Source organism: Streptomyces broussonetiae (genome assembly GCF_009796285.1).
Lineage (GTDB): Bacteria > Actinomycetota > Actinomycetes > Streptomycetales > Streptomycetaceae > Streptomyces > Streptomyces broussonetiae.
In genome coordinates this window covers 3,847,965-3,870,133 of sequence record NZ_CP047020.1, presented here as the reverse complement: position 1 = coordinate 3,870,133, position 22,169 = coordinate 3,847,965, and the positions used below count along the sequence as shown (strand labels likewise).

General features: G+C 70.7%; 20 protein-coding genes and 2 tRNA genes. 12 read left to right on the top strand and 10 right to left on the bottom strand.

What is annotated here, in order from left to right:
- Position 1: 1 nt before the first annotated feature.
- The 8 genes from GQF42_RS17930 (at position 2) to GQF42_RS17895 (ending at position 7,317) form a co-directional block, all read left to right on the top strand.
- A complete protein-coding gene (locus GQF42_RS17930; protein WP_158921151.1) occupies positions 2-1,060 on the top strand; it encodes an ABC transporter ATP-binding protein in 1,059 nt (352 codons plus the stop codon).
- The gene (locus GQF42_RS17925) at positions 1,053-1,961 is read left to right on the top strand and encodes a 2-aminoethylphosphonate ABC transporter permease subunit (protein WP_158921149.1); all 909 of its coding nucleotides are present in this window, start codon (positions 1,053-1,055) and stop codon (positions 1,959-1,961) included. The genes GQF42_RS17930 and GQF42_RS17925 overlap by 8 nt, the downstream gene beginning before the upstream one ends.
- Positions 1,948-2,745: an ABC transporter permease gene (locus tag GQF42_RS17920; protein ID WP_158921147.1), complete on the top strand. Its 798-nt coding sequence runs from the start codon at positions 1,948-1,950 to the stop codon at positions 2,743-2,745. Before GQF42_RS17925 ends, GQF42_RS17920 begins: the two co-directional genes overlap by 14 nt.
- Positions 2,746-2,817: 72 nt before the next feature.
- Complete coding sequence (locus GQF42_RS17915) at positions 2,818-3,873, top strand: 2-aminoethylphosphonate ABC transporter substrate-binding protein (RefSeq protein WP_158921145.1); 1,056 nt, start codon at positions 2,818-2,820, stop codon at positions 3,871-3,873.
- A gap of 158 nt (positions 3,874-4,031) precedes the next feature.
- Positions 4,032-4,811 (top strand): HAD-IIA family hydrolase, encoded by a 780-nt coding sequence (locus tag GQF42_RS17910; protein WP_158921143.1) that lies wholly within the window; start codon positions 4,032-4,034, stop codon positions 4,809-4,811.
- 106 nt (positions 4,812-4,917) lie between these two features.
- Positions 4,918-5,526: a hypothetical protein gene (locus tag GQF42_RS17905; protein ID WP_158921141.1), complete on the top strand. Its 609-nt coding sequence runs from the start codon at positions 4,918-4,920 to the stop codon at positions 5,524-5,526.
- Between the two features lie 9 nt (positions 5,527-5,535).
- Entirely contained in the window at positions 5,536-6,201 is a 666-nt protein-coding gene (locus tag GQF42_RS17900; protein ID WP_158921139.1) for a class F sortase, read from the top strand.
- Between the two features lie 93 nt (positions 6,202-6,294).
- On the top strand, positions 6,295-7,317 hold the full coding sequence (locus GQF42_RS17895; RefSeq protein WP_158921137.1) for a glycoside hydrolase family 6 protein: 1,023 nt from the start codon (positions 6,295-6,297) through the stop codon (positions 7,315-7,317).
- Between the two features lies 1 nt (position 7,318).
- Here GQF42_RS17895 and glxA read toward each other — a convergent pair whose 3' ends face one another.
- The 4 genes from glxA to GQF42_RS17875 form a co-directional block, all read right to left on the bottom strand.
- Positions 7,319-9,253: a radical copper oxidase GlxA gene (gene glxA / locus GQF42_RS17890; protein WP_158921135.1), complete on the bottom strand. Its 1,935-nt coding sequence runs from the start codon at positions 9,251-9,253 to the stop codon at positions 7,319-7,321.
- The gene (locus tag GQF42_RS17885; RefSeq protein ID WP_158921133.1) at positions 9,250-11,223 is read right to left on the bottom strand and encodes a glycosyltransferase family 2 protein; all 1,974 of its coding nucleotides are present in this window, start codon (positions 11,221-11,223) and stop codon (positions 9,250-9,252) included. The genes glxA and GQF42_RS17885 overlap by 4 nt, the downstream gene beginning before the upstream one ends.
- 313 nt (positions 11,224-11,536) lie before the next feature.
- Positions 11,537-12,286 carry a FadR/GntR family transcriptional regulator gene (locus GQF42_RS17880; RefSeq protein WP_233273375.1) on the bottom strand — a complete coding sequence of 250 codons (750 nt, stop codon included), beginning with the start codon at positions 12,284-12,286 and terminating at the stop codon, positions 11,537-11,539.
- Between the two features lie 178 nt (positions 12,287-12,464).
- A tRNA-Lys gene (locus GQF42_RS17875) sits at positions 12,465-12,538 on the bottom strand.
- A gap of 186 nt (positions 12,539-12,724) precedes the next feature.
- Between GQF42_RS17875 and GQF42_RS17870 the strand changes: the two genes are divergently transcribed.
- The 4 genes from GQF42_RS17870 to GQF42_RS17855 all read left to right on the top strand — a co-directional run bounded on the left by GQF42_RS17870 (position 12,725) and on the right by GQF42_RS17855 (position 17,851).
- Positions 12,725-14,056: a peptidoglycan-binding protein gene (locus GQF42_RS17870; RefSeq protein WP_158921131.1), complete on the top strand. Its 1,332-nt coding sequence runs from the start codon at positions 12,725-12,727 to the stop codon at positions 14,054-14,056.
- A 108-nt stretch (positions 14,057-14,164) separates the two neighbouring features.
- Positions 14,165-15,298: an SPFH domain-containing protein gene (locus GQF42_RS17865; RefSeq protein WP_158921129.1), complete on the top strand. Its 1,134-nt coding sequence runs from the start codon at positions 14,165-14,167 to the stop codon at positions 15,296-15,298.
- Between the two features lie 130 nt (positions 15,299-15,428).
- Positions 15,429-16,034, top strand: coding sequence for a lytic polysaccharide monooxygenase auxiliary activity family 9 protein (locus GQF42_RS17860; RefSeq protein ID WP_158921127.1), 606 nt, complete (start codon positions 15,429-15,431; stop codon positions 16,032-16,034).
- A gap of 203 nt (positions 16,035-16,237) precedes the next feature.
- Entirely contained in the window at positions 16,238-17,851 is a 1,614-nt protein-coding gene (locus tag GQF42_RS17855) for an AMP-binding protein (RefSeq protein ID WP_158921125.1), read from the top strand.
- A 56-nt stretch (positions 17,852-17,907) separates the two neighbouring features.
- Here GQF42_RS17855 and GQF42_RS17850 read toward each other — a convergent pair.
- The 6 genes from GQF42_RS17850 to ehuB all read right to left on the bottom strand — a co-directional run bounded on the left by GQF42_RS17850 (position 17,908) and on the right by ehuB (position 22,141).
- A tRNA-Lys gene (locus tag GQF42_RS17850) sits at positions 17,908-17,981 on the bottom strand.
- An 86-nt stretch (positions 17,982-18,067) separates the two neighbouring features.
- Positions 18,068-18,826 (bottom strand): IclR family transcriptional regulator, encoded by a 759-nt coding sequence (locus GQF42_RS17845; protein ID WP_158921123.1) that lies wholly within the window; start codon positions 18,824-18,826, stop codon positions 18,068-18,070.
- A gap of 238 nt (positions 18,827-19,064) precedes the next feature.
- Entirely contained in the window at positions 19,065-19,847 is a 783-nt protein-coding gene (gene ehuA / locus GQF42_RS17840) for an ectoine/hydroxyectoine ABC transporter ATP-binding protein EhuA (protein WP_158921121.1), read from the bottom strand.
- Positions 19,837-20,487, bottom strand: a complete 651-nt coding sequence (ehuD, locus tag GQF42_RS17835) for an ectoine/hydroxyectoine ABC transporter permease subunit EhuD (protein ID WP_158921119.1) — start codon at positions 20,485-20,487, stop codon at positions 19,837-19,839. The genes ehuA and ehuD overlap by 11 nt, the downstream gene beginning before the upstream one ends.
- On the bottom strand, positions 20,487-21,218 hold the full coding sequence (gene ehuC, locus GQF42_RS17830) for an ectoine/hydroxyectoine ABC transporter permease subunit EhuC (protein ID WP_158921117.1): 732 nt from the start codon (positions 21,216-21,218) through the stop codon (positions 20,487-20,489). Before ehuC ends, ehuD begins: the two co-directional genes overlap by 1 nt.
- Positions 21,215-22,141 (bottom strand): ectoine/hydroxyectoine ABC transporter substrate-binding protein EhuB, encoded by a 927-nt coding sequence (gene ehuB / locus GQF42_RS17825; protein ID WP_158921115.1) that lies wholly within the window; start codon positions 22,139-22,141, stop codon positions 21,215-21,217. Before ehuB ends, ehuC begins: the two co-directional genes overlap by 4 nt.
- Between the last annotated feature and the right edge of the window lie 28 nt (positions 22,142-22,169).

Genomic DNA, 22,169 nt, shown 5'->3' with positions numbered 1-22,169 from the left:
GATGGGCATCCGCTTCGACTCCGTCACCGTCGCCTACGACGGCAAGACCGTCGACACCCTCGCTCTCGACTCGCTCGACCTGACCGTCGAGCCCGGCGAGGTCATGGCGCTGCTCGGGCCGTCCGGCTCCGGCAAGACCACCGCGCTGCGGGCGGTCGCCGGGTTCGTACGGCCCGTGTCCGGGCGGGTGCTCCTCGGCGGCCGGGACGTGACGGACCTGCCGCCGTACCGGCGCGGTATCGGCATGGTGGTGCAGCAGTACGCGCTCTTCCCGCACCTGCGGGTCGACGAGAACGTGGCCTTCGGACTCAAGGCACGCAGGACGCCCAGGAACGAGATACGGCAGCGGGTCGCCGAGGCACTCGAGATGACCGGGATGGCCTCCTACGCCCGCCGCCACCCGCGCGAGCTGTCCGGCGGACAGCAGCAGCGGGTCGCCATCGCCCGGGCGCTCGCCATCCGGCCGGACGTGCTGCTCCTGGACGAGCCGCTGTCCGCGCTGGACGCCCAGCTGCGCTCCGGAATGCTGGCCGAACTCGCCCGGCTGCACCGGGAGTTGCCCGAGGTCTCGATGCTGTACGTCACCCACGACCAGGTCGAGGCGCTGACCCTGGCCGACCGGATCGCGGTGATGGACAAGGCGCGGCTGCAGGCCTGCGGCACGCCCAAGGAGCTGTACCGCGCCCCGGCCAACGAGTTCACCGCCTCCTTCGTGGGCGGCGCGAACCTGGTGCCGGTGACCGTCGGGACCGGCGCGGTCTCCTTCGCGGGCACCGAGCTGACGGCCGACACGACGGGGGTGCTCGCCGGGGCGCGGGCCACGCTGTGCGTACGGCCCCACCTGGTCGGGCTCGGCGAAGGCCCCAACCGGCTCGTCGGCACCGTCACCGAGATCCAGTGGCGCGGCGCCACGCACCGGCTGTACGTCGAGGTCGACGGGCACCACGTGATGGCCGACCTGCGTGAGCTGAAGAACCCGCCCTCGCTCGGGGACGTGGTGGCGCTGCACTTCGCGCCGGAGGACGCGGTGCTGCTCCCTGCCGGGGTGAGCCATGGCTGACACCGTCCGCACCACGCGAGCCGTCCGTGGCCGGTCGCGCCCGGGTGGCGGCAGCCGCAGGCCGAGCACGGCCCCGCGGCGCCCCTTCGGGGCGTTCCTGTGGGCGCTGCCACCCGTCGCCGCCCTCGCCCTCTTCTTCCTCTACCCCCTCGCCCTCGTCGTCCAGCAGTCCTTCCAGCCCGACTCCGGCGGCACCTCCCTGCAGCCGTACGCCGACGTCTTCGCCTCCGAGGCGTTCCGCAACGCGCTGTGGACGACCGTCTGGCTGGCCGTGGCCGCCACCATCGGCTGCCTGGTGCTCGGCTTCCTGCTGGCGCTGGTCATCGCGTTCGTGCCGTTCCCCGGGGCGAAGGCGGTGGCGCGGTTCATCGATGTGTTCCTGTCCTTCCCGTCCTTCCTGATCACGCTGGCGCTGCTGTTCATCTACGGCAGCGTGGGCATGGCGAACGGGGCGTGGACGGATCTGACCGGCGCGGCGAGCGGGCCGTTCCAGTTCCTGACCACCCCCTGGGGCGTGCTGCTGGCCGAGGTCACCTACTTCACGCCGTTCGTGATGCGGCCGCTGCTCGCCGCCTTCTCGCAGCTGGACACATCGCAGCTGGAGGCGGCCAGTTCACTGGGCGCGCGGGCGCCGCGGATCGTGCGGCAGGTGATCCTGCCCGAGGCGCTGCCCGCGCTCGCGGCCGGCGGGAGCCTCGTCCTCGTGCTCTGTCTCAACGAGTTCGGCATCGTGCTGTTCACCGGTGCGAAGGGGGTCACCACCCTGCCGACGCTCGTCTACAGCAAGGCGATCCTGGAGTCCGACTATCCGGGCGCGTGTGTGGTCGCCGTCGTCAACGTCCTGATCTCCGTGGGGCTGTACGGCCTCTACCGGGTGGTGAGCCGTCGTGCTGGTGCATAGCCGTGGGGCCAAGTGGGCCGTCTGGGCGGTGTTCCTGCTGCTCTTCGTGCCGCTGTTCGCCCTGCCCCTCCTCGTCGTCCTCGGCGCCTCCTTCGCCACCCACTGGTCCAGCGTCCTGCCCTCGGGCCCGACCACGGCCAACTACCGTGCCGCCACCCGCGGCGAGGCCCTGCAGGCGCTCACCACCAGCCTGCTCACCGCCGTCGGGGCCAGCCTGCTCGCGCTGACCGTCGGCACCTGGGCCGCGCTGGCCGCGGCGGCCCTGAAGAAGCGCTACCGCAGGGTCATGGACGCCCTCTTCGTGCTGCCGGTCGCCGTACCGTCGGTCGTCGTCGGACTGTCGATCCTGGTGGCGTTCTCCAAGCCGCCGATGCTGCTCAACGGCACCCGGTGGATCGTGATCCTCGCGCACACCGTGCTGGTCACGGCCTTCGCCCACCAGTCCGTGTCGGCGGCGATCACCCGCCTCGACCCGGCCTACGAACAGGCCGCCGCCTCCCTCGGCGCCCGGCCCTCCTACGTGCTGTGGCGGGTACGGCTGCCCCTGCTGCTGCCGTCCCTGACCGCCGCCGCCGGCCTCTGCTTCGCCCTGTCCATGGGCGAGCTGAGCGCCACGATGATGCTCTATCCGCCCGACTGGACCCCGCTTCCCGTCCTGATCTACGGCGCCACCGACCGCGGCGCCCTGTTCACCGGTTCCGCCGTCGCCGTGGTGCTGATGGCCGCGACCCTGATCGTCCTGTTCGCCGTCTCCCGGGTCCGCACCCGGGCGTCGTACCGCTGACCCCCCGCATCCCCCCGCACCCCCCACGACCCCGTCGTCATCCCCGTGAAAATGCCAGGAGTTGGCCTCGCCATGCCCAGAACCCGTATCACGCTCGCCGTAGCCCTCGCTCTCCTCGCCACCCCCGCGCTGGCCGCCTGCGGCGGCTCCTCCTCCGCCTCGAACGCCAAGGAGGTCACCGTCTACAGCGCCGACGGCCTCAAGGGCGAGAACGGCGACGGCTGGTACGACAGGGTCTTCGCGGACTTCACCAAGCAGACCGGCATCAAGGTCAAGTACGTCGAGGGCGGCTCGGGCGAGATCGTGCAGCGCGCCGTCCGCGAGAAGAGCAACCCGCAGGCCGACGTGCTGGTCACCCTCCCGCCCTTCATCCAGGAGGCCGACACCAAGGGCCTGCTGGAGAAGTACGAGCCCAAGGACGCCGACCAGGTCAGCGGCGCCGACAAGTCCATCGACGGCACCTGGACCTCCGTCGTCGACAACTACTTCGGCTTCGTCTACAACAAGAAGGAGCTGAAGCAGGCTCCCAAGACGTGGAACGAACTGCTCGACCCCCAGTACAAGAACAAGCTGCAGTACTCCACCCCGGGTGTCGCCGGTGACGGCACCGCCGTGCTCATCAAGGCCGTGCACGACTTCGGCGACAAGGGCCAGGCCCTCGCCTTCCTGAAGAAGCTGCAGGCCAACAACGTCGGCCCGTCCGCCTCCACCGGCAAGCTCGCGCCCAAGGTCGACAAGGGCGAACTGCTCGTCGCCAACGGCGATGTGCAGATGAACTACGCCCAGGCCAAGACCATGCCGAACCTCGGCATCTGGTTCCCGGCCGGCAAGGACGGCAAGCCCACCACCTTCGCCCTGCCGTATGCGGCCGGCCTGGTCGGCAAGGCCCCGCACAGCGAGAACGGCAGGAAGCTGCTCGACTTCATGCTCGCGCAGAAGCAGCAGCAGGAGGTCAGCTCGATCGGCGGCGGCTTCGCGTCCCGCCAGGACGTCAAGGCCACCGACGCCGACGCCATCGACCTCACCAAGATCATGGACGGCGTGAACCTCTTCACGCCCGACTGGAACGACATCGACAAGAACCTCACGTCGTACGTCGAGGACTGGAAGGCGGCCACCGGCAGCTGACCCGTCCCGCACGAGCACCACACCGCAGGCAACAACGGGTACCGGGTGATCGACGGGGTACGGATCACGCAGGTCTGACTAGGCTGGGGGCGTCGGTACGCCGTGGTTCCGGCGCCCCCACGCTTTCTTGACCGTACGTATGCCAGGAGACGCACAACATGGCAGACCGCAAGCCGATCGAGTCATGGCTCACCGACATGGACGGTGTCCTGATCCACGAGGGCGTCCCGATCCCCGGCGCCGACGCCTTCCTGAAGAAGCTGCGCGAGTCCGGGCGGCCCTTCCTGGTGCTCACCAACAACTCCATCTACACCGCCCGTGATCTGCACGCCCGGCTGCGCCGGATGGGCCTGGACGTGCCGGAGGAGAACATCTGGACCTCCGCGCTCGCCACCGCCCAGTTCCTGGACGACCAGCGGCCCGGCGGCAGCGCCTATGTCATCGGCGAGGCGGGCCTGACCACCGCGCTGCACGACATCGGCTACATCCTCACCGACCACGACCCCGACTTCGTGATCCTGGGCGAGACCCGCACCTACTCCTTCGAGGCGCTGACCAAGGCCGTCCGGCTGATCAACGGCGGTGCCCGGTTCATCGCCACCAACCCGGACAACGTCGGCCCGTCCACCGAGGGCGACCTGCCCGCCACCGGCTCGGTCGCCGCCCTGATCACCGCCGCGACCCGCAAGAAGCCGTACTTCGTCGGCAAGCCCAACCCGCTGATGATGCGGGCCGGCCTGAACGCCATCGGTGCCCACTCCGAGACCTCCGCGATGATCGGCGACCGTATGGACACCGACGTCCTCGCGGGCCTGGAGGCCGGGATGCGGACGTTCCTGGTGCTCAGCGGGGTCACCCAGCCCGAGGACGTCGACCGGTACCCGTTCCGGCCCTCGCAGGTCGTCGACTCCATCGCGGACCTGGTCGACCTGGTCTGATCAGGGGCTTCCAAACCCCGACTCACCCGGTTGGAGCAATCGGGCGCCTCCCGAGGATGCGGGGGCGCCCGGGGCGGGGGAGCCTCCAGATAACTGGAGGTTCACGATGGGCTCACTACGCCTCACTGTCTGTACCGGAATCCTGGCCGTTGCCGCCTTCGTCCCGACGGCCCATGCGGCCGACAGCGGCTCGGTTTCCGTGACCCCCGACTCCCCGGCCCCCGGGACCGATGTGGCCCTGCGGGTCCACGGCTGCTCCGGTGCCGTGGGCACCGCCGTCTCGACCGCGTTCGTCTCCGACGCCCGGCTGACCGGCAGCCGGGGCACCCTGGCCGGCCAGATCCGTGTCCGCTCCTCGCTGTCGCCCGGCGCCTACGACGTGCGCATCAGCTGCGCCGACTACGTCATGACCGGGAGGATCACGGTGGCCGGCCGGGGAAGGGGAGCCGACCCGGGAAAAGGTGCCGATCCGGGAACGGCACCCGGCCGGGGGTCCGGCCAGGCCGATGAGCCCACGCAGCCGCCCGCCGCCTCCCCCGTCGCCCCCGTCCACGCGGGCGGCGGCGGCACCGCCACGCACTTCGCCACCGTGGCCACCAGTGAGTCGGGACCCGACACCGCCCAGGCGGTCACCGGGATCGGGCTCGCCGCGGTCGCCGCACTCGCCGTCGGGCTGCGTGCCCATCGGGGCCGTAACAGCCGTAACCCCCGCTGACAGGCCGGCATGACCGACGAGCACGGGCACCCCACCGGCGGAACCGGACGGCTGGTCACCGTGCTGGCCTGGGCGCTGCTGCTGCTCGGGCTGTGGCTGTGGGGACGGGCGACGACCGGCGTACCGCGGGGCACGGACGGCCCGGCCACCGGTGACCGGGTCCCCTCCGGCACCGCCCCGGCCTTCCTTCCGCGCCCGGCCGCCCCGCTCGGGGACGCGCTGCCCCGGCGCGTCGACATTCCGCGACTGAGCGTGCAGGCGCCGGTGGTGGCCCGCGGCCTGGACGCCGAGGGCGCCGTCGACCCGCCCCCCTTCGACCAGCCGGACGTGGTCGGCTGGTACGCCGCCGGCACCAGGCCGGGCGCCAGGGGCGCGGCCCTCCTCGTCGGGCACGTCGACACCACGACCCGGCCCGCCGTGTTCTACAAGCTCAGCACGCTGGCGCCGGGCGCGACGGTCCGGGTGGTCCGCTCGGACGGAAAGACCGCCGAGTTCACCGTCGACGACGTGCGCGTGCTGCCCCGCGACGACTTCGACGCCCGCCAGGCCTACGGCTCCCACCGGGCCGGCCGCGCCGAACTCCGCCTGATCACCTGCGGCGGCAGCTTCGACCGGGCCACCCGCAGCTACACCGCCAACGTGGTGGTCTCCGCCTATCTCACCGGCGCCCACTGACCCCGCACGCCCCGCCGTGCGACCTCGTGGCGAACCGTCCGGACATGCCAGCATGGACAGGGCACCCGACCAGTGCGCCCAGGGGGGAATCGCATGTACGACAACAGGGGGGCCCGGTCGTCCGCGCGGGCGTGTGCGGCGGCCGTGCTGGGGGCGGCGCTGCTGCTCGCCGGATGCTCCTCGGGAGGCGGGGACAGGAACGCCGGCCCGGACACCCGGATCACCCAACAGCCCAAAGCCACCGACCCGTTCTGGGTGAACCCGGACGGCACCGCGGCCCGCCGGCTCGCCGCCTACGCCAAGGCCGGAAAGACCTCGCAGGCCGAGCAGATCCGGAAGATCGCCGAGCAGCCGGTGGGGGAGTGGATCGGCCCGGAGAACCCGGAGCAGGAGGCCCGCGGCTTCACCGAGGCCGCCGAGACCTCCGACCGCACGGCCCTGCTCGTCCTCTACAACATCCCGCACCGCGACTGCGGCCAGTACTCACAGGGCGGTGCAGCCGACGGCAACGCCTACCGCGCCTGGATCGACGGCGTGGCCCGGGGCATCCAGGACCGGCCGGCCATCGTGATCCTCGAACCGGACGCCGTCCTGCACCTGGTGGACGGCTGCACGCCCGCGCAGTTCCACGAGGAGCGCTACGACCTCCTCAAGGGCGCGGTCACCAAGCTCAAGTCCCTGAAGAACACCAAGGTCTACCTGGACGCGGGCAACGCCGGCTGGGGCCACCCCGACCAGATCTTCCAGCCCCTGCGGCAGGCCGGCCTCGACCGGGCCGACGGCTTCTCGGTCAACGTCTCCAACTTCTACTCCACCCAGGACTCCCTCGCCTACGGAAAACAGCTCTCGGCGAAGGTGGGCGACAGGCACTTCGTCATCGACACCAGCAGGAACGGCAACGGCCCCGCCACCTCCGGCGACCCGTCCCAGCGCTGGTGCAACCCCCCGGGCCGCGCTCTCGGACAAGCCCCGACGACCCGGACGTCCGACCCCCTGGTGGACGCCTACCTGTGGGTCAAGCGCCCGGGGGAGTCGGACGGGACGTGCAAGGGCGGCCCGAAGGCCGGTCAGTGGTGGGCGAGTTACGCACTCGCCCTGGCCGAGAACAGCAAGTGACTCAGGGCACCTTGACCCACTGGGCGACGGACGGCGTTCCCTGGTCGTCGTCCACGAACAGCATGTACCACCCCGACTGCACCAGGTTCCGGTTCTCCGGCACCCGCACCGTGATCCGGTCCCCTGAGGTCCTGAAGTCCAGCGCGATCGACCGCTGATCCACATCCGTCACATGCGTCGAGGCACTCGGCCGGACCAGCCGCACCTTCCGGATGCCGGCCGCCTGCCTCGACGTGAAGGTCCCCGACGCTCCCCGGGCAATGGTCTGCGGGCCGCCGCCGAGCGAAGGCCGTGAGCCCCGGTAGAGATACGGCGGCGTGTAGATCTCGATCCGCTGCTCGAACTTCCCCGGCCTGGTGTTCGCCTTGTCCCCGTACAGCGAGTCGGAGCCGAAGAACATCACCCGCCCGTCCGGCAGCAGGATCGACCCGGAGTGGTAGTTGCGGCCCACCAGCGGATCGGCGACCCGCGTGAAGCTGTTGCTGTCCGGGTGGTACAGCCGCGCCTGCAGGATGTCGGAGTCACCGCGCCCCCGGTAGTCCTCGGAGCCGCCGCTCACCAGGACCGTGTCGTCCGGCAGGATCGAGGCCTGCGGATACCGGGTCCCCTTCGCCAGCTCGGGCCCGTCGGCGAACCGGGGACTGCGCGCCTGCAGATCGATCAGCCGCGTCTTCCTGCTCGACAGCTTCGACTCGCCGACACCGCCGCCCCCGATCACCATGAACTTCTCGTTCTGCGCCGGCGGCAGCAGCACGGTCCCGGAGGTCTCCATCATCGTCGGGTCACCGAGCCCGGGCAGCTTCGCGAAGGCGTTGGTGCCGACATCCCAGATGCCGGGCTCCCGGCCGACGTCGGCCGGACCGTACCCCGCGTTGGACCCCGAATAGAAGATCTTCCCGTTCTGCATCAGGAACAGCGCCGGATACGTCGGGAACTGCCGGGTCCTCGTGGTGTACGTCCATTTCCTGGTCGCCGGATCGAAGATCTCGTTCTTGCCCGGCACCAGCTGGCCGATGTCGTCGAGGCCGGAGACGCTGAGGATCCTGCCGTCCGACAGCGTGGTGAGCGTCGGGTACCAGCGGGCCTCGTTCATCGGGTCGACCTTGATGTACCGCTCGGCGACCGGGTCGAACTCGTAGGCGTCCCTGATGCCTTCGAAGTCCTTCTTGTCGAGGGCGAGCTTCTGCGCGATGCCGTAGGTGTTGCGCGCGTCGGCGCCGGTCAGGCCCCGGATCCGGTAGTTGTCCTGGGTGCCGGTCTCGAACTGGCTGCCCTCGAGCGGCGCCTCGACGTAGACACGGCCGTAACCGGGGTTGTTCCGCAGCCACTTGCCGCCTCTGTCGAAGACCTTCGTGGCGCGTGGGATCAGGACCGGATCCTGCGAGACGAACGTCCTGCCGTTCTGCCTGCCGGTGAATGCCGTGCCCGCGGGCAGCGTCATCGGCTTGTCCGGGTTCTCGTTGTAGAGAATCATGACGCCACCGGCCTTCTTGACGTCACCCTTGAGCTTCTCGTACCGCTTGGTGCCGCCCGCGATCAGCAGACTGCCGTCGGCGAGCTGCGTGTGGCCGGTGCAGAACAGGTCGTTGGGCGTGGGGACCTTCTTGATCGTGCCCTTGGCCGGGTCCCAGATCCGGGTGTCGAACCTCCTGGCGTCGAAGTTGTCCTGGTTGTTGCCCGAGCCCGCGACCAGCAGCACCTTTCCGGTGTGCAGGAGGGCCGCGTGGATGGTGTCCTGCCGGTACTCCTTGGGGAACTCGATGATGTCCCAGTGGCCGTTCGCGGCCTTGTACTTGGGCCTGTTGATCTTGTACTGGTGGTACTGCGCGGTGGCGAAGCGGTAGACCCACGGCCCGTTCGTCCCGGCCAGCGCAAGTACTACCGCCGTACCGATCGCGAGCCGACGGACGCGACGGCGGCCGGCCTGGTCCCTCATTCCTCACGTCCCCCCGGTCCGCCAAGCGTGATCTGCATGGTCTGCTCGGTGTCCCCGGCCCGCCGCGCCGCCTGCCCGGCGCCCGCCCAGGAGGGCCGCTGCCGCAGCAGCGGGGCCGGCCGCGGCGCGGGCACCGCGTCCTGCGGTTCGGCGGCTCCGGCCGCCCGCCCCGGCCCCCGCCTCTCCTGCCGCAGCGTGTACCGCCAGGCGAAGATCGGCGAGGCGGTGATCAGCAGGGCGAGGCCCGCCCAGGTGATCATCGCGGGGTGGGAGTTGCCGAGCGCGAAACCGGCGCCGAGCGAGCCGCCGAAGACCAGGATGAAGAACCAGTGGACCCGGAACGTCCCGAACAGCGTGTCGGGGCTGGCCGATGCGCCCTTGGGCGTCACCACGAACCTGCTCTTGCGGCGCAGGACCGCATCCATCAGCGAGCGGGCGTAGATCGGCGCGGACAGCGCGGACATCACCATGCCCGCCACACCGCCCGAGCCCTCCGGCTCGTGCGGGGAGACGTTGTGCCGCCGGTTCCAGATGTACAGCCCTATCTGCAGCGCGGAGGCGTTGCCGTACAGCATCAGCCACACGGCCGGGTCGATGTTCACACCCGAGGCGCCCAGACCCAGGAACAGGGCGCAGCTCAGCGCCGCGAGGATCCAGTTGAGGGCGGACATCGGGTAGAAGATGATCATCATCGTGTAGTTGAAGAACTTGCCCGGCCCGAGCGTGAACAGGCCCTTCCAGTACTGCTTGAGGATCGTCTCGTACGTTCCCCGGGACCAGCGCAGCTGCTGCGTGAAGAAGTCCGTCCAGGCGGCCGGGCCCTCACCGACGGCGAGCACGTCCGGCGTGTAGACCGACTTCCACCTGCGCCCCGTCGCCGGGTTCTTCGCCCGGTGCATCTCGAAGCCGGTCGCCATGTCCTCGGTGATCGAGTCGTACAGCCCGCCGATCTGCTGCAGCGCCCTGATCCGTACGGCGTTGGAGGTGCCGACGAACATGGGCGCGCCGTAGCGGTTGCCGGCGCGCTGGACCAGGGCGTGGAAGAGGAACTGCTGCGACTCGGCGGCCTTGGTGACGAACGTGTCGTAGTTGCCGTAGACCTGCGGGCCGATGACGAAGCCGACGTCCGGGTCGCGGAAGTAACCGAGCATCCGCTCCAGGTAGTTGGGCAGCGGGACGTGGTCGGTGTCGACGGAGGCGAAGAAGTCGTAGGCGTCGCCGTGCGCCTCCAGCCAGGCGTTGTAGTTGCCGTGCTTGGTCCTCGCGCGGTGCGGGCCCTTCGCCCGGTTCCACCGCTCGACGCCCTTGCGGGTGAAGTGGTGCACGCCGAGCCGGGCGCAGACCCCCTTGACGGCCGGGTCGTCGCCCTCGTCCAGCAGCCATACGTGCACAAGCCCCCGGTGCCGCAGCCGCACCGCCGCCTGAAGGGTCCTCGTCACCATCTCCAGCGGCTCCTTGCCGGGCACGAAGGTGGTGATGAAGGCGACGCGGGTGCCGGACTCGGGGACCACCGGGACCGGGTCGCGGGCGACGAGCGTGGCGTGTGCGTTGGACAGCACGTTCATGCAGCGGAAGAACTCGATCAGACCGATCGAGACGAGCATGACGGTGTCGAGGGCCGGCAGGAAGGCATGGGCGGGATAGTCCCGTTCGGTCCAGTGCTCGGGCCGGAGCAGCCAGAACAGCAGCACCAGCGAGAGGATCGGGGCCGCCCCCAGCATGAGCGCGGCGCGCAGGCGATGCGGTTCCTGCGAGAGCAGCGACCGGTACTGCACCGTGTACGGCCGGGTCGGGTCGGGCCGGGTGAGCGGGCCCGCGAGCCGGCTGTAGTGCTCGTAGTCGTATCTCGGCAGGCTCTTCCGTATCCGGTGGAACTGGCCCGTCCGGTGCGTGACCGCTCGCAGTCGTGTGGTCCGTGACGGGTCGTCGTGAGCGTGGCTCTGTCCGGCGCCCGTCGGCGTCGACGTCATGAGTCATTCCCCCCACACGCAGGTCACCGCGTGTTTCGTAGGTCCTTGCCGCCCGGCCGGCTCCCCTGGGCCCGCACGCGCGGAATCAGTGGCGGCGCGCAGTCACCACGTCTTCGCCGCCGCACAGACACAGGACTGCGACCTTCCGGTTGCATGGATGCCCCCCTCGGCACCGATTCATGAGCGGGCCCCCTCCCCGCTGCCGTGCCGCAACCGGTTTCCCCCCAACTGCCGCCAATCGGCGACAGCTTGGACATCCAGGGTTCTACGGTGATCCGCATGATCGCAAGATGCGAAACGCGGTGTTTACCGGTCAAACCCGTTCATTGTGGCGCGTGTGGGGCTCGGGCGCGCGCTGTGCGCCGGTGGTCCCGGAGGGCCGGGGCGAGCCGGTGGTGGAAAGGCGGACACGGATGTTGCCGAAGTGATCCCTTATGGCCCCCTCCGCCCGCAGTGAGTCCCCGGACCGGACCGCGTCCAGGATCTCCCGGTGCTGGCGGCAGGTGACCCGGGGGTCCTGCGGTACGTCCACCAGATCCCGCTGCACCCGGTGGAAGGCGTCCCAGAACGCCTCCAGCACCTCGCTCAGCAGGACGTTGTCCAGCCCCCGGTAGAGGGTGGCGTGGAAGGCGCGGTCGGTCTCGGCGAGGCCGGTCCCCTGCGCGGCCTCCCGTTCCATGCGGTCCACGAGCCCGGCCAGTTCCACGAGGTCCGCCTCCGGCAGCCGCCCGGCCAGCCGTGACACCAGCCCCGTCTCCACGGCCTCGCGCAGCTCCAGCAGCTGGAGCAGGGAGTCCTCGCCCCGGTAGTGCCCGGCGACGGTGCGGAAGGCCAGGCCCTCGATCATCGGGGCGAACGACATCGAGCCGACGTACGTCCCGAACCCGTGCCGGATCTCGACGATCCCCATCGCCTGGAGCGCCTTCAGGGCCTCGCGCACCGAGTTCCGGCTCGCTCCCAGATGCTCCATCAGCTCGGGCTCGGTCGGCAGTGGGGCACCCGAGGGCAGCCGCCGCTCGACGATCAGCTTCTTGATCCGCTCCTGGAGGTCCCGGGCTGCCATGGCGAGAGGGTATCCGGCCAATCGGGGCATGCGAAAAGCCCCCCGCATCAGCGAGGGGCTTTTCGGACGAGGGGGTGTGGGCCGCTAGGGCCCCCACTGCGCGCGGCGGAGCCGCGCGGGAACAGAGATGGCGACCCAGGTCCGCGCTTGCTGCGGACGTGGATCGCCATCGTCATCGTGCGCCGCCAGGGACTCGAACCCCGGACCCGCTGATTAAGAGTCAGCTGCTCTAACCAACTGAGCTAGCGGCGCCTGCTGACGGAGATAACTCTACCCGACCTCGAGGGGTGCCTCCGACCACCATCAAGTGGCCGACGGGGGTCGTGGAGGGCCGTGTACATCATTCGGACCGTCAAAGTGGCGGTCCGGTGGACAGTTGGGAAACTGACCAACGTGCACACTCGCGGACAAATCACCTCCGAATGTGAGGCAGATCTCATGACAGCTCCGGTGTTCGAGGAATTCGACCCTGCGAGCGGCTGCGACTGCCCCGGTTGCGCCCACGTGCGCCCAGTGAGCCGTACGGGCTTGCGTCCGCCGTTCGGCCCGCTCGGCGCCCCGGCGGCCTGCGGCCTCGTGGTCGTGGCCGCCACGTCGGCCGTCCTCGGCGCGGCCGCACCGGCCGCCGCCCTCGCGGCCGGCCGGCCCGTCGTCCACCGCCCCCATGTCCCCCGGGACGGCGGGCCCGACACCCCTCAAGGCGGCAGGTCTCCGCTGCACGGCCGGACGGGCAAGCCGGCCGACCCCACCGACATCCCCTCCGCCACCCGGACCAAGATCATCGCCCGGGCAAAGATCTGGGTGGCCGCCCAGGTGCCGTACAGCATGAGCACCTACTGGTCCGACGGTTACCGGCAGGACTGCTCGGGCTATGTCTCCATGGCCTGGGGTCTGCCCGGCAACGAGTGGACGGGCAGCCTCGGCGGGTACGGCGTGAAGATCACCAAGGAGGAGCTGGAGCCCGGCGACATCCTGCTGTACCACAACCCCGACAACCCCGAGAAGGGCTCCCATGTGGTGATCTTCGGCGGCTGGACCGACGGCGGGCACACCAATTACCTGGTCTACGAGCAGACACCCCCGCACACCCGCAGCCAGCCCACCCCGTATCCCTACTGGAGCAACACCGACAAGTACGTCCCCTACCGTTACAAAGGCTTGGTCGCGGAAACGGCGGGCACCCAGGCGGGCGCCGACAAGACGCAGACCGCCTTCCCCGGCATCGCCTCCTTCGGCCCGGGGGCGGACAACCCGTACGTCGCCCTGCTCGGGCGGATGCTGGTGGCCCGGGGCGGCCACACGTACTACCCCCAGGGTCCCGGCCGCACCTGGGGCGAGGCGGACCGGCGGGCCGTGGAGGCCTTCCAGCGGGCCCAGGGCTGGACCGGCGCCGAGGCCAACGGGCTGCCCGGCCCGCACACCTGGCGCCTGCTCGTCACCGGCAGGGGCAGGGACATCGCGTCGGCCGCGGCAGGCCCGGTCGGGCGCTCCTCGCGCGCAGCGCCCGTCTATCCCGGCCGGGCCGCCTTCCTGCCGAACGCGGAGAACGACTACGTCACGCTGCTGGGCCGCCGGCTGGTGGAGAAGGGGTTCGGCCGCTTCTACGCCGCGGGTCCCGGTCCGCGCTGGGGCGAGGCGGATCGGCGGGCCGTGGAGGCCTTCCAGCGGGCCCAGGGCTGGCGGGGCGGCGCGGCGGACGGCTATCCGGGGCCGGAGACCTGGCGCCGACTGTTCGCGGACGCGGGCCCCGACCACGCGACCGGCCTCTGACTCTCCCGGCCCGTCGTCCCCACTCATCCCCCGATCCCCTGCTCATCCCTGCTCATCCCTGCTCATCCCCTGTTCATGACGCATCTGGCGCGGAGGCTGGAGGCACGCATGAGTACGACCACGTCACACACACCGCCCGAATCCGACGGGCAGCCGGAGGCCGCCGTGGGCCCGGACACCCGGGCGGGCCGGCTGATCCACAACGAGGGGACCACCGAGATCCCCGTCCATCTGCTCTTCCGCGACGACCCCACCTCGGTGAAGGTGCCGCTCAAGCCCGCCGTGGTGGGCCGCCGGCAGGGCACCGGCGAACTGCCGCGGCTCAGACGCACCGCGCCGGTGCGCGCCCGGCCCCTGCCCGAGATCGACCCGGACCTGGCCGAGCGCCCGGCCCGGGTGCTGCCGGGACTGGCCGGGGTGCTGGCCGGGGTGTGCGGGCTCATCGGGTGGCTGGTGACCTCGTGGTGGGTGGGGCTGCTCCCGCCGCTCGCGACGCGGGCGCTGCGGCTGCCCGCCTGGGCCGGCGCGGGCCTCGGCCCGGCGCAGTGGGCGGCGTACGTCGGGGCCGCGGCGCTCGGGGTGGCCGGCTTCGGCGGCCTGGCCCGGGGACAGGCCGGGAGGGCCTGGATGCTCGGGCTGTTCGGCCGCTACCGGGGGACCGTCCGGCGCACCGGGCTGCTCTGGATGAACCCGTTGCTGCTGCGCCGTCCGGTGGACGTCCGGCTGCGGCACTGGCGCAGCGAGGCGATGCCGGCGGCGGATTCCGACGGGGTGGGGCTGCGGGTGGTCGTGCTGGTGGTGTGGCGGGTGCGGGACACCGCGCGGGCCGTGCTCGGCGTCGAGGACCACGAGACCTATCTGCGCGAGTGCGTCGAGGCGGCGCTGGCCCGGGTGCCGGTGGAGCACGCGGGCGGGACCCGGGGCGGGACGGCGGCGGCCGGGGACGCGCTGACCCGGCTGGTGGCGGCGGAGACCGCGCCGGTCGGCCTGGAGGTGTTCTCGGTGCAGCCGCTCCGGGTGGAGTACGCCCCCGAGGTCGCCGGCGCGATGCACCGGCGCCGGATCGCCCAGCTGGACGCCCGGCAGCGGGCCGGCATGCTCGGCTCGGTGGTGGACTCGGTGGAGGACACGGTGACCCGGCTGACCGTGCGCGGCCTGGTCGACCTCGACGACTACGAGCGCAAGGTGCTGGTGCGGGACCTGACGGTGGCGTTCTGCGCGGGGCGCGGTGCGCCGTCGTAGCGGGGGCACGCGCGGGGGATGGAGACGTCCCTTGTATGGACACAGTCAAGTAGTGGCAATAATCTGGGACTTGGTCTAGACCTACCTGCACAGCTCACCCGAACTCCCCACGTTCTCGAGGAGCGGCAGCATGCGCACCAGGACCAAGTTGTCCGCGGTCGTGCTCGGGGTGGTGACCGCCGGAGCGTTCGCGCTCTCCACCGGCGGCGCCAGCGGGCACGGCTACACCGATCTCCCCATCAGCAGGCAGAAGCTCTGCGCCAACGGCACGGTGACGAACTGCGGTGACATCCAGTACGAGCCGCAGAGCGTCGAGGGTCCCAAGGGCTTCCCGGCCGCGGGACCCGCCGACGGCCAGATCTGCAACGGCGGCCTGAGCCGGTTCGCCCAGCTCAGCTCGCCGGCCACGCCGTCCGGCGGGGCCTGGCCCACCACCCGGGTGACGGGCGGCCAGACGTACACCTTCCGCTGGCAGTTCACGGCCGAGCACGCCACGACGGACTTCGAGTACTACGTCACCAAGCAGGGCTGGAACCAGAACCACGCCCTGTCCCGCTCGGACCTCGACCTCACCCCGTTCCTGACGGTGCCGTACAACGGCCGGCGCCCGCCGGCCACACTCAGCCACACCGGCACCCTGCCGTCCGGGCTGAGCGGGCACCACGTCATCCTCGCGGTGTGGACGATCGCCGACACGGGCAACGCGTTCTACGCCTGCTCGGACGTCACGTTCTGAGCACCGCTCAGGAGCGGCGCCGAAGCTGAGGTCCCCTCGAGGCCGGGCGTCCGGGCGGCCGGGTGGGTTCGCGCCACGCCGATCACCGGGAGCGGCGGACCGGCCTCGGGGGAGCCTCGTGGAACTCCTCCTCTGTGCCGTGCCCGCGGGCATGATGCCGTGACCCTCCCTGTCTGACGCTACGTCAATTACCGTTCGCCCCCATGGAGTCCAAGACGCGCACCGTCGCCGAACTGGTCGCGGCCCGGTGGGGGGACCACCGGCCCGGGCTGTGGTGCGGGGAGCTGACGCTGACCCAGCACGAGAGCGCCGCGGGCGCCGCCGCCCGCGCCGCCCTGCTGGCCGACCTGCTGCCCCGGGACGCCGTACGGCACATCGGTGTCCTGCTCGACAACACCGAGGAGTTCCCGCTGTGGCTCGGCGCCGCCGCCCTCGCCGGCGCGGCCGTCGCCGGGATCAACCCCACCCGCCGGGGCGCCGAACTGGCCCGGGACATCCTGCACACCGAGTGCCCGGTCCTCGTCACCGAGCGGGCCCGGCTGCCGCTGCTGGCGGACCTGGACCTCCCCGGGATACGGCTCCTGGTCACGGACACCCCGGAGTACGCCGCCCTCCTCGCCCCCTACGCCGGCGCGGAACCCGACCCGTCCCGGGCCACGCCCGCCGACCGCCTTCTCCTGTACTTCACCTCCGGCTCGACCGGCGCTCCCAAGGCCGCGATCTGCTCCCAGGGCCGGCTGGCGGCGGCCGGGCAGGCGCTGGTGCGGCAGTTCGGGGTGCGGGCGCAGGACGTGCACTACGTCTGCATGCCGATGTTCCACGGCAACGCGGTGATCGCCGACTGGGCGCCCGCGCTGGCCGCCGGGGCCGGGGTGGCGCTGCGCCGGCGCTTCTCGGCGTCCGGCTTCCTCGCCGACGTGCGCCGCTACCGCGCGACCTACTTCACCTACGTCGGCCGGGCCGTGCAGTACATCCTCGCCACCGAGGAGCGGGCGGACGACCGCGACCATGTCCTGCGCCTCGGCTTCGGCACCGAGGCCGGCGCGGTGGACGCGGCGGCCTTCGAGCGGCGGTTCGGGGTGCGGCTGGTGGAGGGGTACGGCTCCTCCGAGGGCGGCGCTGCGATCCAGTGGGCGCCGGGCACGCCGCCGGGGGCGGTGGGACCGGCGGCGCCGGGACTCGTCGTACTGGATCCGGCCACCGGGCGCGAGTGTCCGCCGGCCGCGTTCGACGCCACAGGGCGGCTGCTCAACGGGGAGCAGGCGATAGGGGAGCTGGTCAACCGGGCGCCGAACCCCTTCGAGGGGTACTGGCGCAACCCGGCCGCCGAGGCCGAGCGGCGCCGGGCCGGTGCGTACTGGACCGGTGACCTGTTCTACCGGGACGCGGCCGGCTATCTGTACTTCGCGGGCCGCGGCGACGACCGCATCCGCGTCGACGGGGAGAACCTGGCCGCCGCGATGATCGAGAACATCGTGTCCCGCTACGAGGGCGCGGCAGCCGTCGCCGTGTACGGGGTGCCGGACCCGGTGACCGGGGACCAGGTGATGGCGACGATCGCCGGGTCCTTCGACCCGGCGGGGTTCGCGGACTTCCTGCTCGCCCAGCCCGACCTGGGCACGAAGATGGCGCCCCGGTTCGTCCGGGTGGTGGAGCGGATGCCGGTGACGGCGACGAACAAGATCCACCGGGCGCTGCTCAGGAAGGAGGGGCACGCGTGTGCCGACCCGGTGTGGTGGCGACCGCCGGGGGAGTCGTCGTACCGCCCGCTCACCCGTGAGGACGCCGAAGCCGCGCGACAACAGGGACGGGCATAGCAGAGATGGCGACCCAGGTCCGCGCTTGCTGCGGACGTGGATCGCCATCTTCACTGTGCGCCGCCAGGGACTCGAACCCCGGACCCGCTGATTAAGAGTCAGCTGCTCTAACCAACTGAGCTAGCGGCGCATGACTCCCGCCTTCCACTGGATCTTCGCTCCTGCGGTTGGCGACGAAGAAAATACTACCTGGTCCACGGGGGTGCTCGTGACCACCTAGAGGGTGAGCGAGAGGAGGACCGGTGCCGCGCTCCGGTTCAGCGCCTCCGCCGCCTGCTTCAGCCGGTGTGCGTGCTCCACCGGCAGCGACAGCGCGAGGCAGCCCACACTGGAGCCCGCCGTGATCGGGACGGCCGCGCAGACCGTGCCGATGGCGTACTCCTGGAGATCGAGCACCGGCACGGTCGGCGGCTGCGACTCCAGGCGGGAGAGCAGCAGCTTGTCGCTGGTGATGGTGCGCGAGGTGAGGCGGGCCATCTTGTGCCGGGAGAGATGGTCGCGGCGGGCGTTGTGGTCGAGCTGGGTCAGCAGGCTCTTGCCGACCGCGGTGGCGTGGGCGGAGTAGCGGAAGTCCACCCACTCGTTCACCGCCGGGGTGGCCGGTCCGGCCGCGTACTGGGTGACCTTGACCTCGCCGTCGACGTACCGGCTGATGTAGACCGCCGCGCCGACCGAGTCGCGCAGCCGGTCCAGGGTGTGCTGGAGCTTGTTGCGCAGGGCACGCTCGCGGTCGTGCGCCGAGGTCAGCCGGCGCAGGGTGTCCCCCGTGACGTAGGCGCCGTCGCCGATCTGCTCGACGTAGCCCTCGCGGCGCAGCATGCGCAGCAGGGCGGTGAGCCGCTCGGTGCCGAGGCCGGTGCGGCGGGCCAGCTCGGTGTCGGTGACGCCGGCGGAATGGCGTGCCACCGTCTCCAGCACGCGCAACGCGTCCTGGGCGGAGTGGTACGGGGCGGTCGGCTCGTGCTTCAGCGCCACGGTGGTTCCCCCCTGGCTGGCCTGTCAGTGCTCGCTTGTCAGTGCTCGCTTCTCGGGCCGCGACATCCGGTCGGCGGATCCGTACCACGATATCGGGCAAAGGGCCGTCAGGGAGAGGGGGTTGGCGAGATTGTGGCGCTCGCCGTCCACTCCCAGCTGCGGTGCAAACCCTCTGGCATATGCCAGGGACATCGCCCACCGCTCCGACCTCGACTCTTCACTTCTTCACACCATGCAGTTACAGCACTGCGCCGAGGAATTCCCGGGTGCGCTCCTGCTCCGGATCGCTGAAGATCTTCTCCGGCGTACCCGACTCGATGACCCGGCCGCCGTCGAACATCAGCACCTGGTCGGAGATGTCCCGGGCGAAACCCATCTCGTGGGTCACGCAGAGCATCGTGATGTCGGTGCTGCGGGCGATGTCCCTGAGCAGATCGAGCACGCCCGCGACCAGCTCCGGGTCGAGCGCGGAGGTCACCTCGTCCAGCAGCAGCACCTGCGGCCGCATCGCCAGCGCCCGGGCGATCGCCACGCGCTGCTGCTGCCCGCCGGACAGCTGCGTGGGCCGGGCGGTGCACTTGTCGGCCAGCCCCACCATCTCCAGCAGCTCCCGGGCCCGTGCCTCGGCCTCGTCCCGGGACAGGCCGAGGACCTGCACCGGCGCCTCGGTGATGTTGCGCAGCACGCTCATGTTCGGGAACAGGTTGAACTGCTGGAACACCATCCCGATCTTCTTGCGGACCTCGCGGACCTGCTTCTCCGGTGCAGGGAACAGCGGTTGTCCGTCGAGGGTGATCGTGCCCTCGTCCGGCTTGGTGAGGGTCATCAGGAGCCTGAGGATGGTGGTCTTGCCGGAGCCGGAGGGGCCGATCAGCGTCACGTGCTTGCCGGGCCGGACGGAGAAGTCCAGCTGGTCGAGCACGGTGTTGGCGCCGAAGCGCTTGCTGACCTTGTCCAGACGGATCAGCTCGGCCGGCGAGGCGTCGGTGGCGGACGGCTCGGGATGGGTTTCAACGGACAAGGCGACGCTCCAGGGCTCGCAGGAGAAGGGAGGCCAGATAGGAGATGACGATGAAGGCCACCCCGATCACGGTCAGGGGCTCGGTGAACTGGAAGTGCTGCTGGGAGAAGAGCCGGGCGCGGCCGAGCATGTCCAGCACGGTGATCACCATCAGCATCGGGGTGTCCTTGAGCATGGAGATCACGTAGTTGCCGAGCGCGGGGATCACCCGGCGGATCGCCTGCGGCAGGATCACCGCGATCCAGGTCCGGCGCCGGGGCAGGTTCAGCGCGGTCGCCGCCTCCCACTGGCCGACGGGCACCGCCTCGATGCCGGCCCGGTAGACCTGCATCGTGTACGTCGAGTAGTGCAGGCCGATCGCGAAGACGCCGGTCGACAGCGCCGAGAACGTCAGGCCCCACTCCGGCAGCACGTAGAACAGGAAGAACAGCTGGACCAGCAGGGGGGTGTTGCGCACGAACTCGGTGACCACCCCGACGGGCCAGCGCACCCACCGGCTCGGCGTGCGCATCAGCAGCGTCCACAGCAGGCCGAGGGTGAAGGAGAGCAGCGAGCCGAGGGCCACCGCCTCCAGGGTGACCAGCAACCCCTGCCAGAAGTCCGGCATGAAGTCGCTGACGGCGTTCCAGTCCCACTTCATCACAGACCCCCTCCGATGCCGGAGCCCGCGACACCGGTCGTCTGAGCCCGCTTGAGCTCACGCGCCGCCCGCTCGGTCCCCGCCTCCTTGCCGACGCCGGACTTCAGCCGCTTCTCCAGCATGCGCATCAGCCGTGTCAGCACGAACGCGATCGCGAAGTAGATCAGCAGCACATAGGTGTAGATCTCCGCGCTCTGCTGCAGCGCCAGGCGTACCAGGTTCGCGCTGAACGTCAGATCGCCCATGCCCATGACGGACACCAGCGCGGTGCCCTTGAGCAGCTCGATCAGCAGATTGCAGAAGGACGGGATCGTCTCCGGCACCGCCTGCGGCAGCACGATCAGCCTGAGGCGCTGCCAGGGCGTGAAGCTGAGCGCGATCCCGCCCTCCTTCTGCGCCGGGTCCACCGCGTTCAGTGCGCCGCGCACGATCTCCGAACCGTACGCGCCGTACGTCAGCCCGAGCGCGAGCGTGCCGGCCCACATGGGCACGAGCTGCCAGCCGAACGCGATCGGCAGCACGAAGAACACCCAGAAGATCATCACCAGCGCCGAGGTGCCACGGAACACCTCGGTGTAGAAGCCGGCCACGAAGCGCACGATCCACAGCCGGTGTGTGCGCGCGATACCGACGACGAAGGACACGGCACCGGCCAGCAAGGCGCTGAACACCAGCAACTGGACGGTGGTCCAGACACCCTTGAGTACGAGTTCCCACAGGCCCGAGGTCATCCGCCGCACAGCTCCTTCGCGGTGAGGCCGGTCATCTCGGCCCTGGTGAAGCCGAACGGCCTGAGGATCCGGAACAGTTCCCCGCTCTTCTTGAGCTTGCGCAGCTCCACGTTGAAGGCGTCCCGCAGATTCGTCTCGGCCGACCGGAACGCGAACGCCCCGCCGTCGACGTGCGGTTTGCCCTTGACCAGCGGCGCGAACGGGGCGGTGGCCTCCGCCTTGGAGGACTTCTTCACCACCTCGCGGGTGGTGAGCGCCGTACCGGCGAAGACGTCGACGCGTCCGGCCTCCACGGCGTTCAGCCCCGCCACCTGGTCAGGGACGATCAGGATGTCGCCCTCCTTGTACCCGGCCTCGACCGCGTACTGGATCTCGGCGTACCCGGTGCCGGTGGCGAACTTCGCCTTCTTCGCGACGACGTCCTTGTAGGAGTGCAGCCCCAGCGGGTTGCCCTTGCGGACGATGAACGAGTCCAGCATCTGGTAGTCCGGATCGGCGAAGATCACCTGCTGGCAGCGCTCGGGATTGACGTACATCCCGGCCGCCACGACATCGAACTGCTGCGAGTTCAGGCCGGGGATCAGCGAGCCGAACTCCGTCGGCACCGGCTGCACCCGGTCCACTCCGAGCCGTTTGAATATCACCTTGGCCAGCTCGGGCGCCTCACCGGTGAGATGGCCGTCCTTGTCGATGTAGCCGAAGGGGATCTCCCCGGCGATCCCGAGCCGTACGACTCCCTGCGCCCGCAGCCGTTCGAGCAGGTCACCGCCGTTCTTGCCGGACGCGGCGGCCACCCGCGTGCACCCGGTGGCCCCCAGCGCGCCGAGGGCCGCGAGAGCGCCGAGACCGCCGAGCACCGAGCGCCGGGCGGGTCTGTGTTCCGACCGGAATGTGTGTACGTCGTTCCCAAGTGGTGGAGCCATGGCGGCGCGGCTACCCAAGCGCATCCGG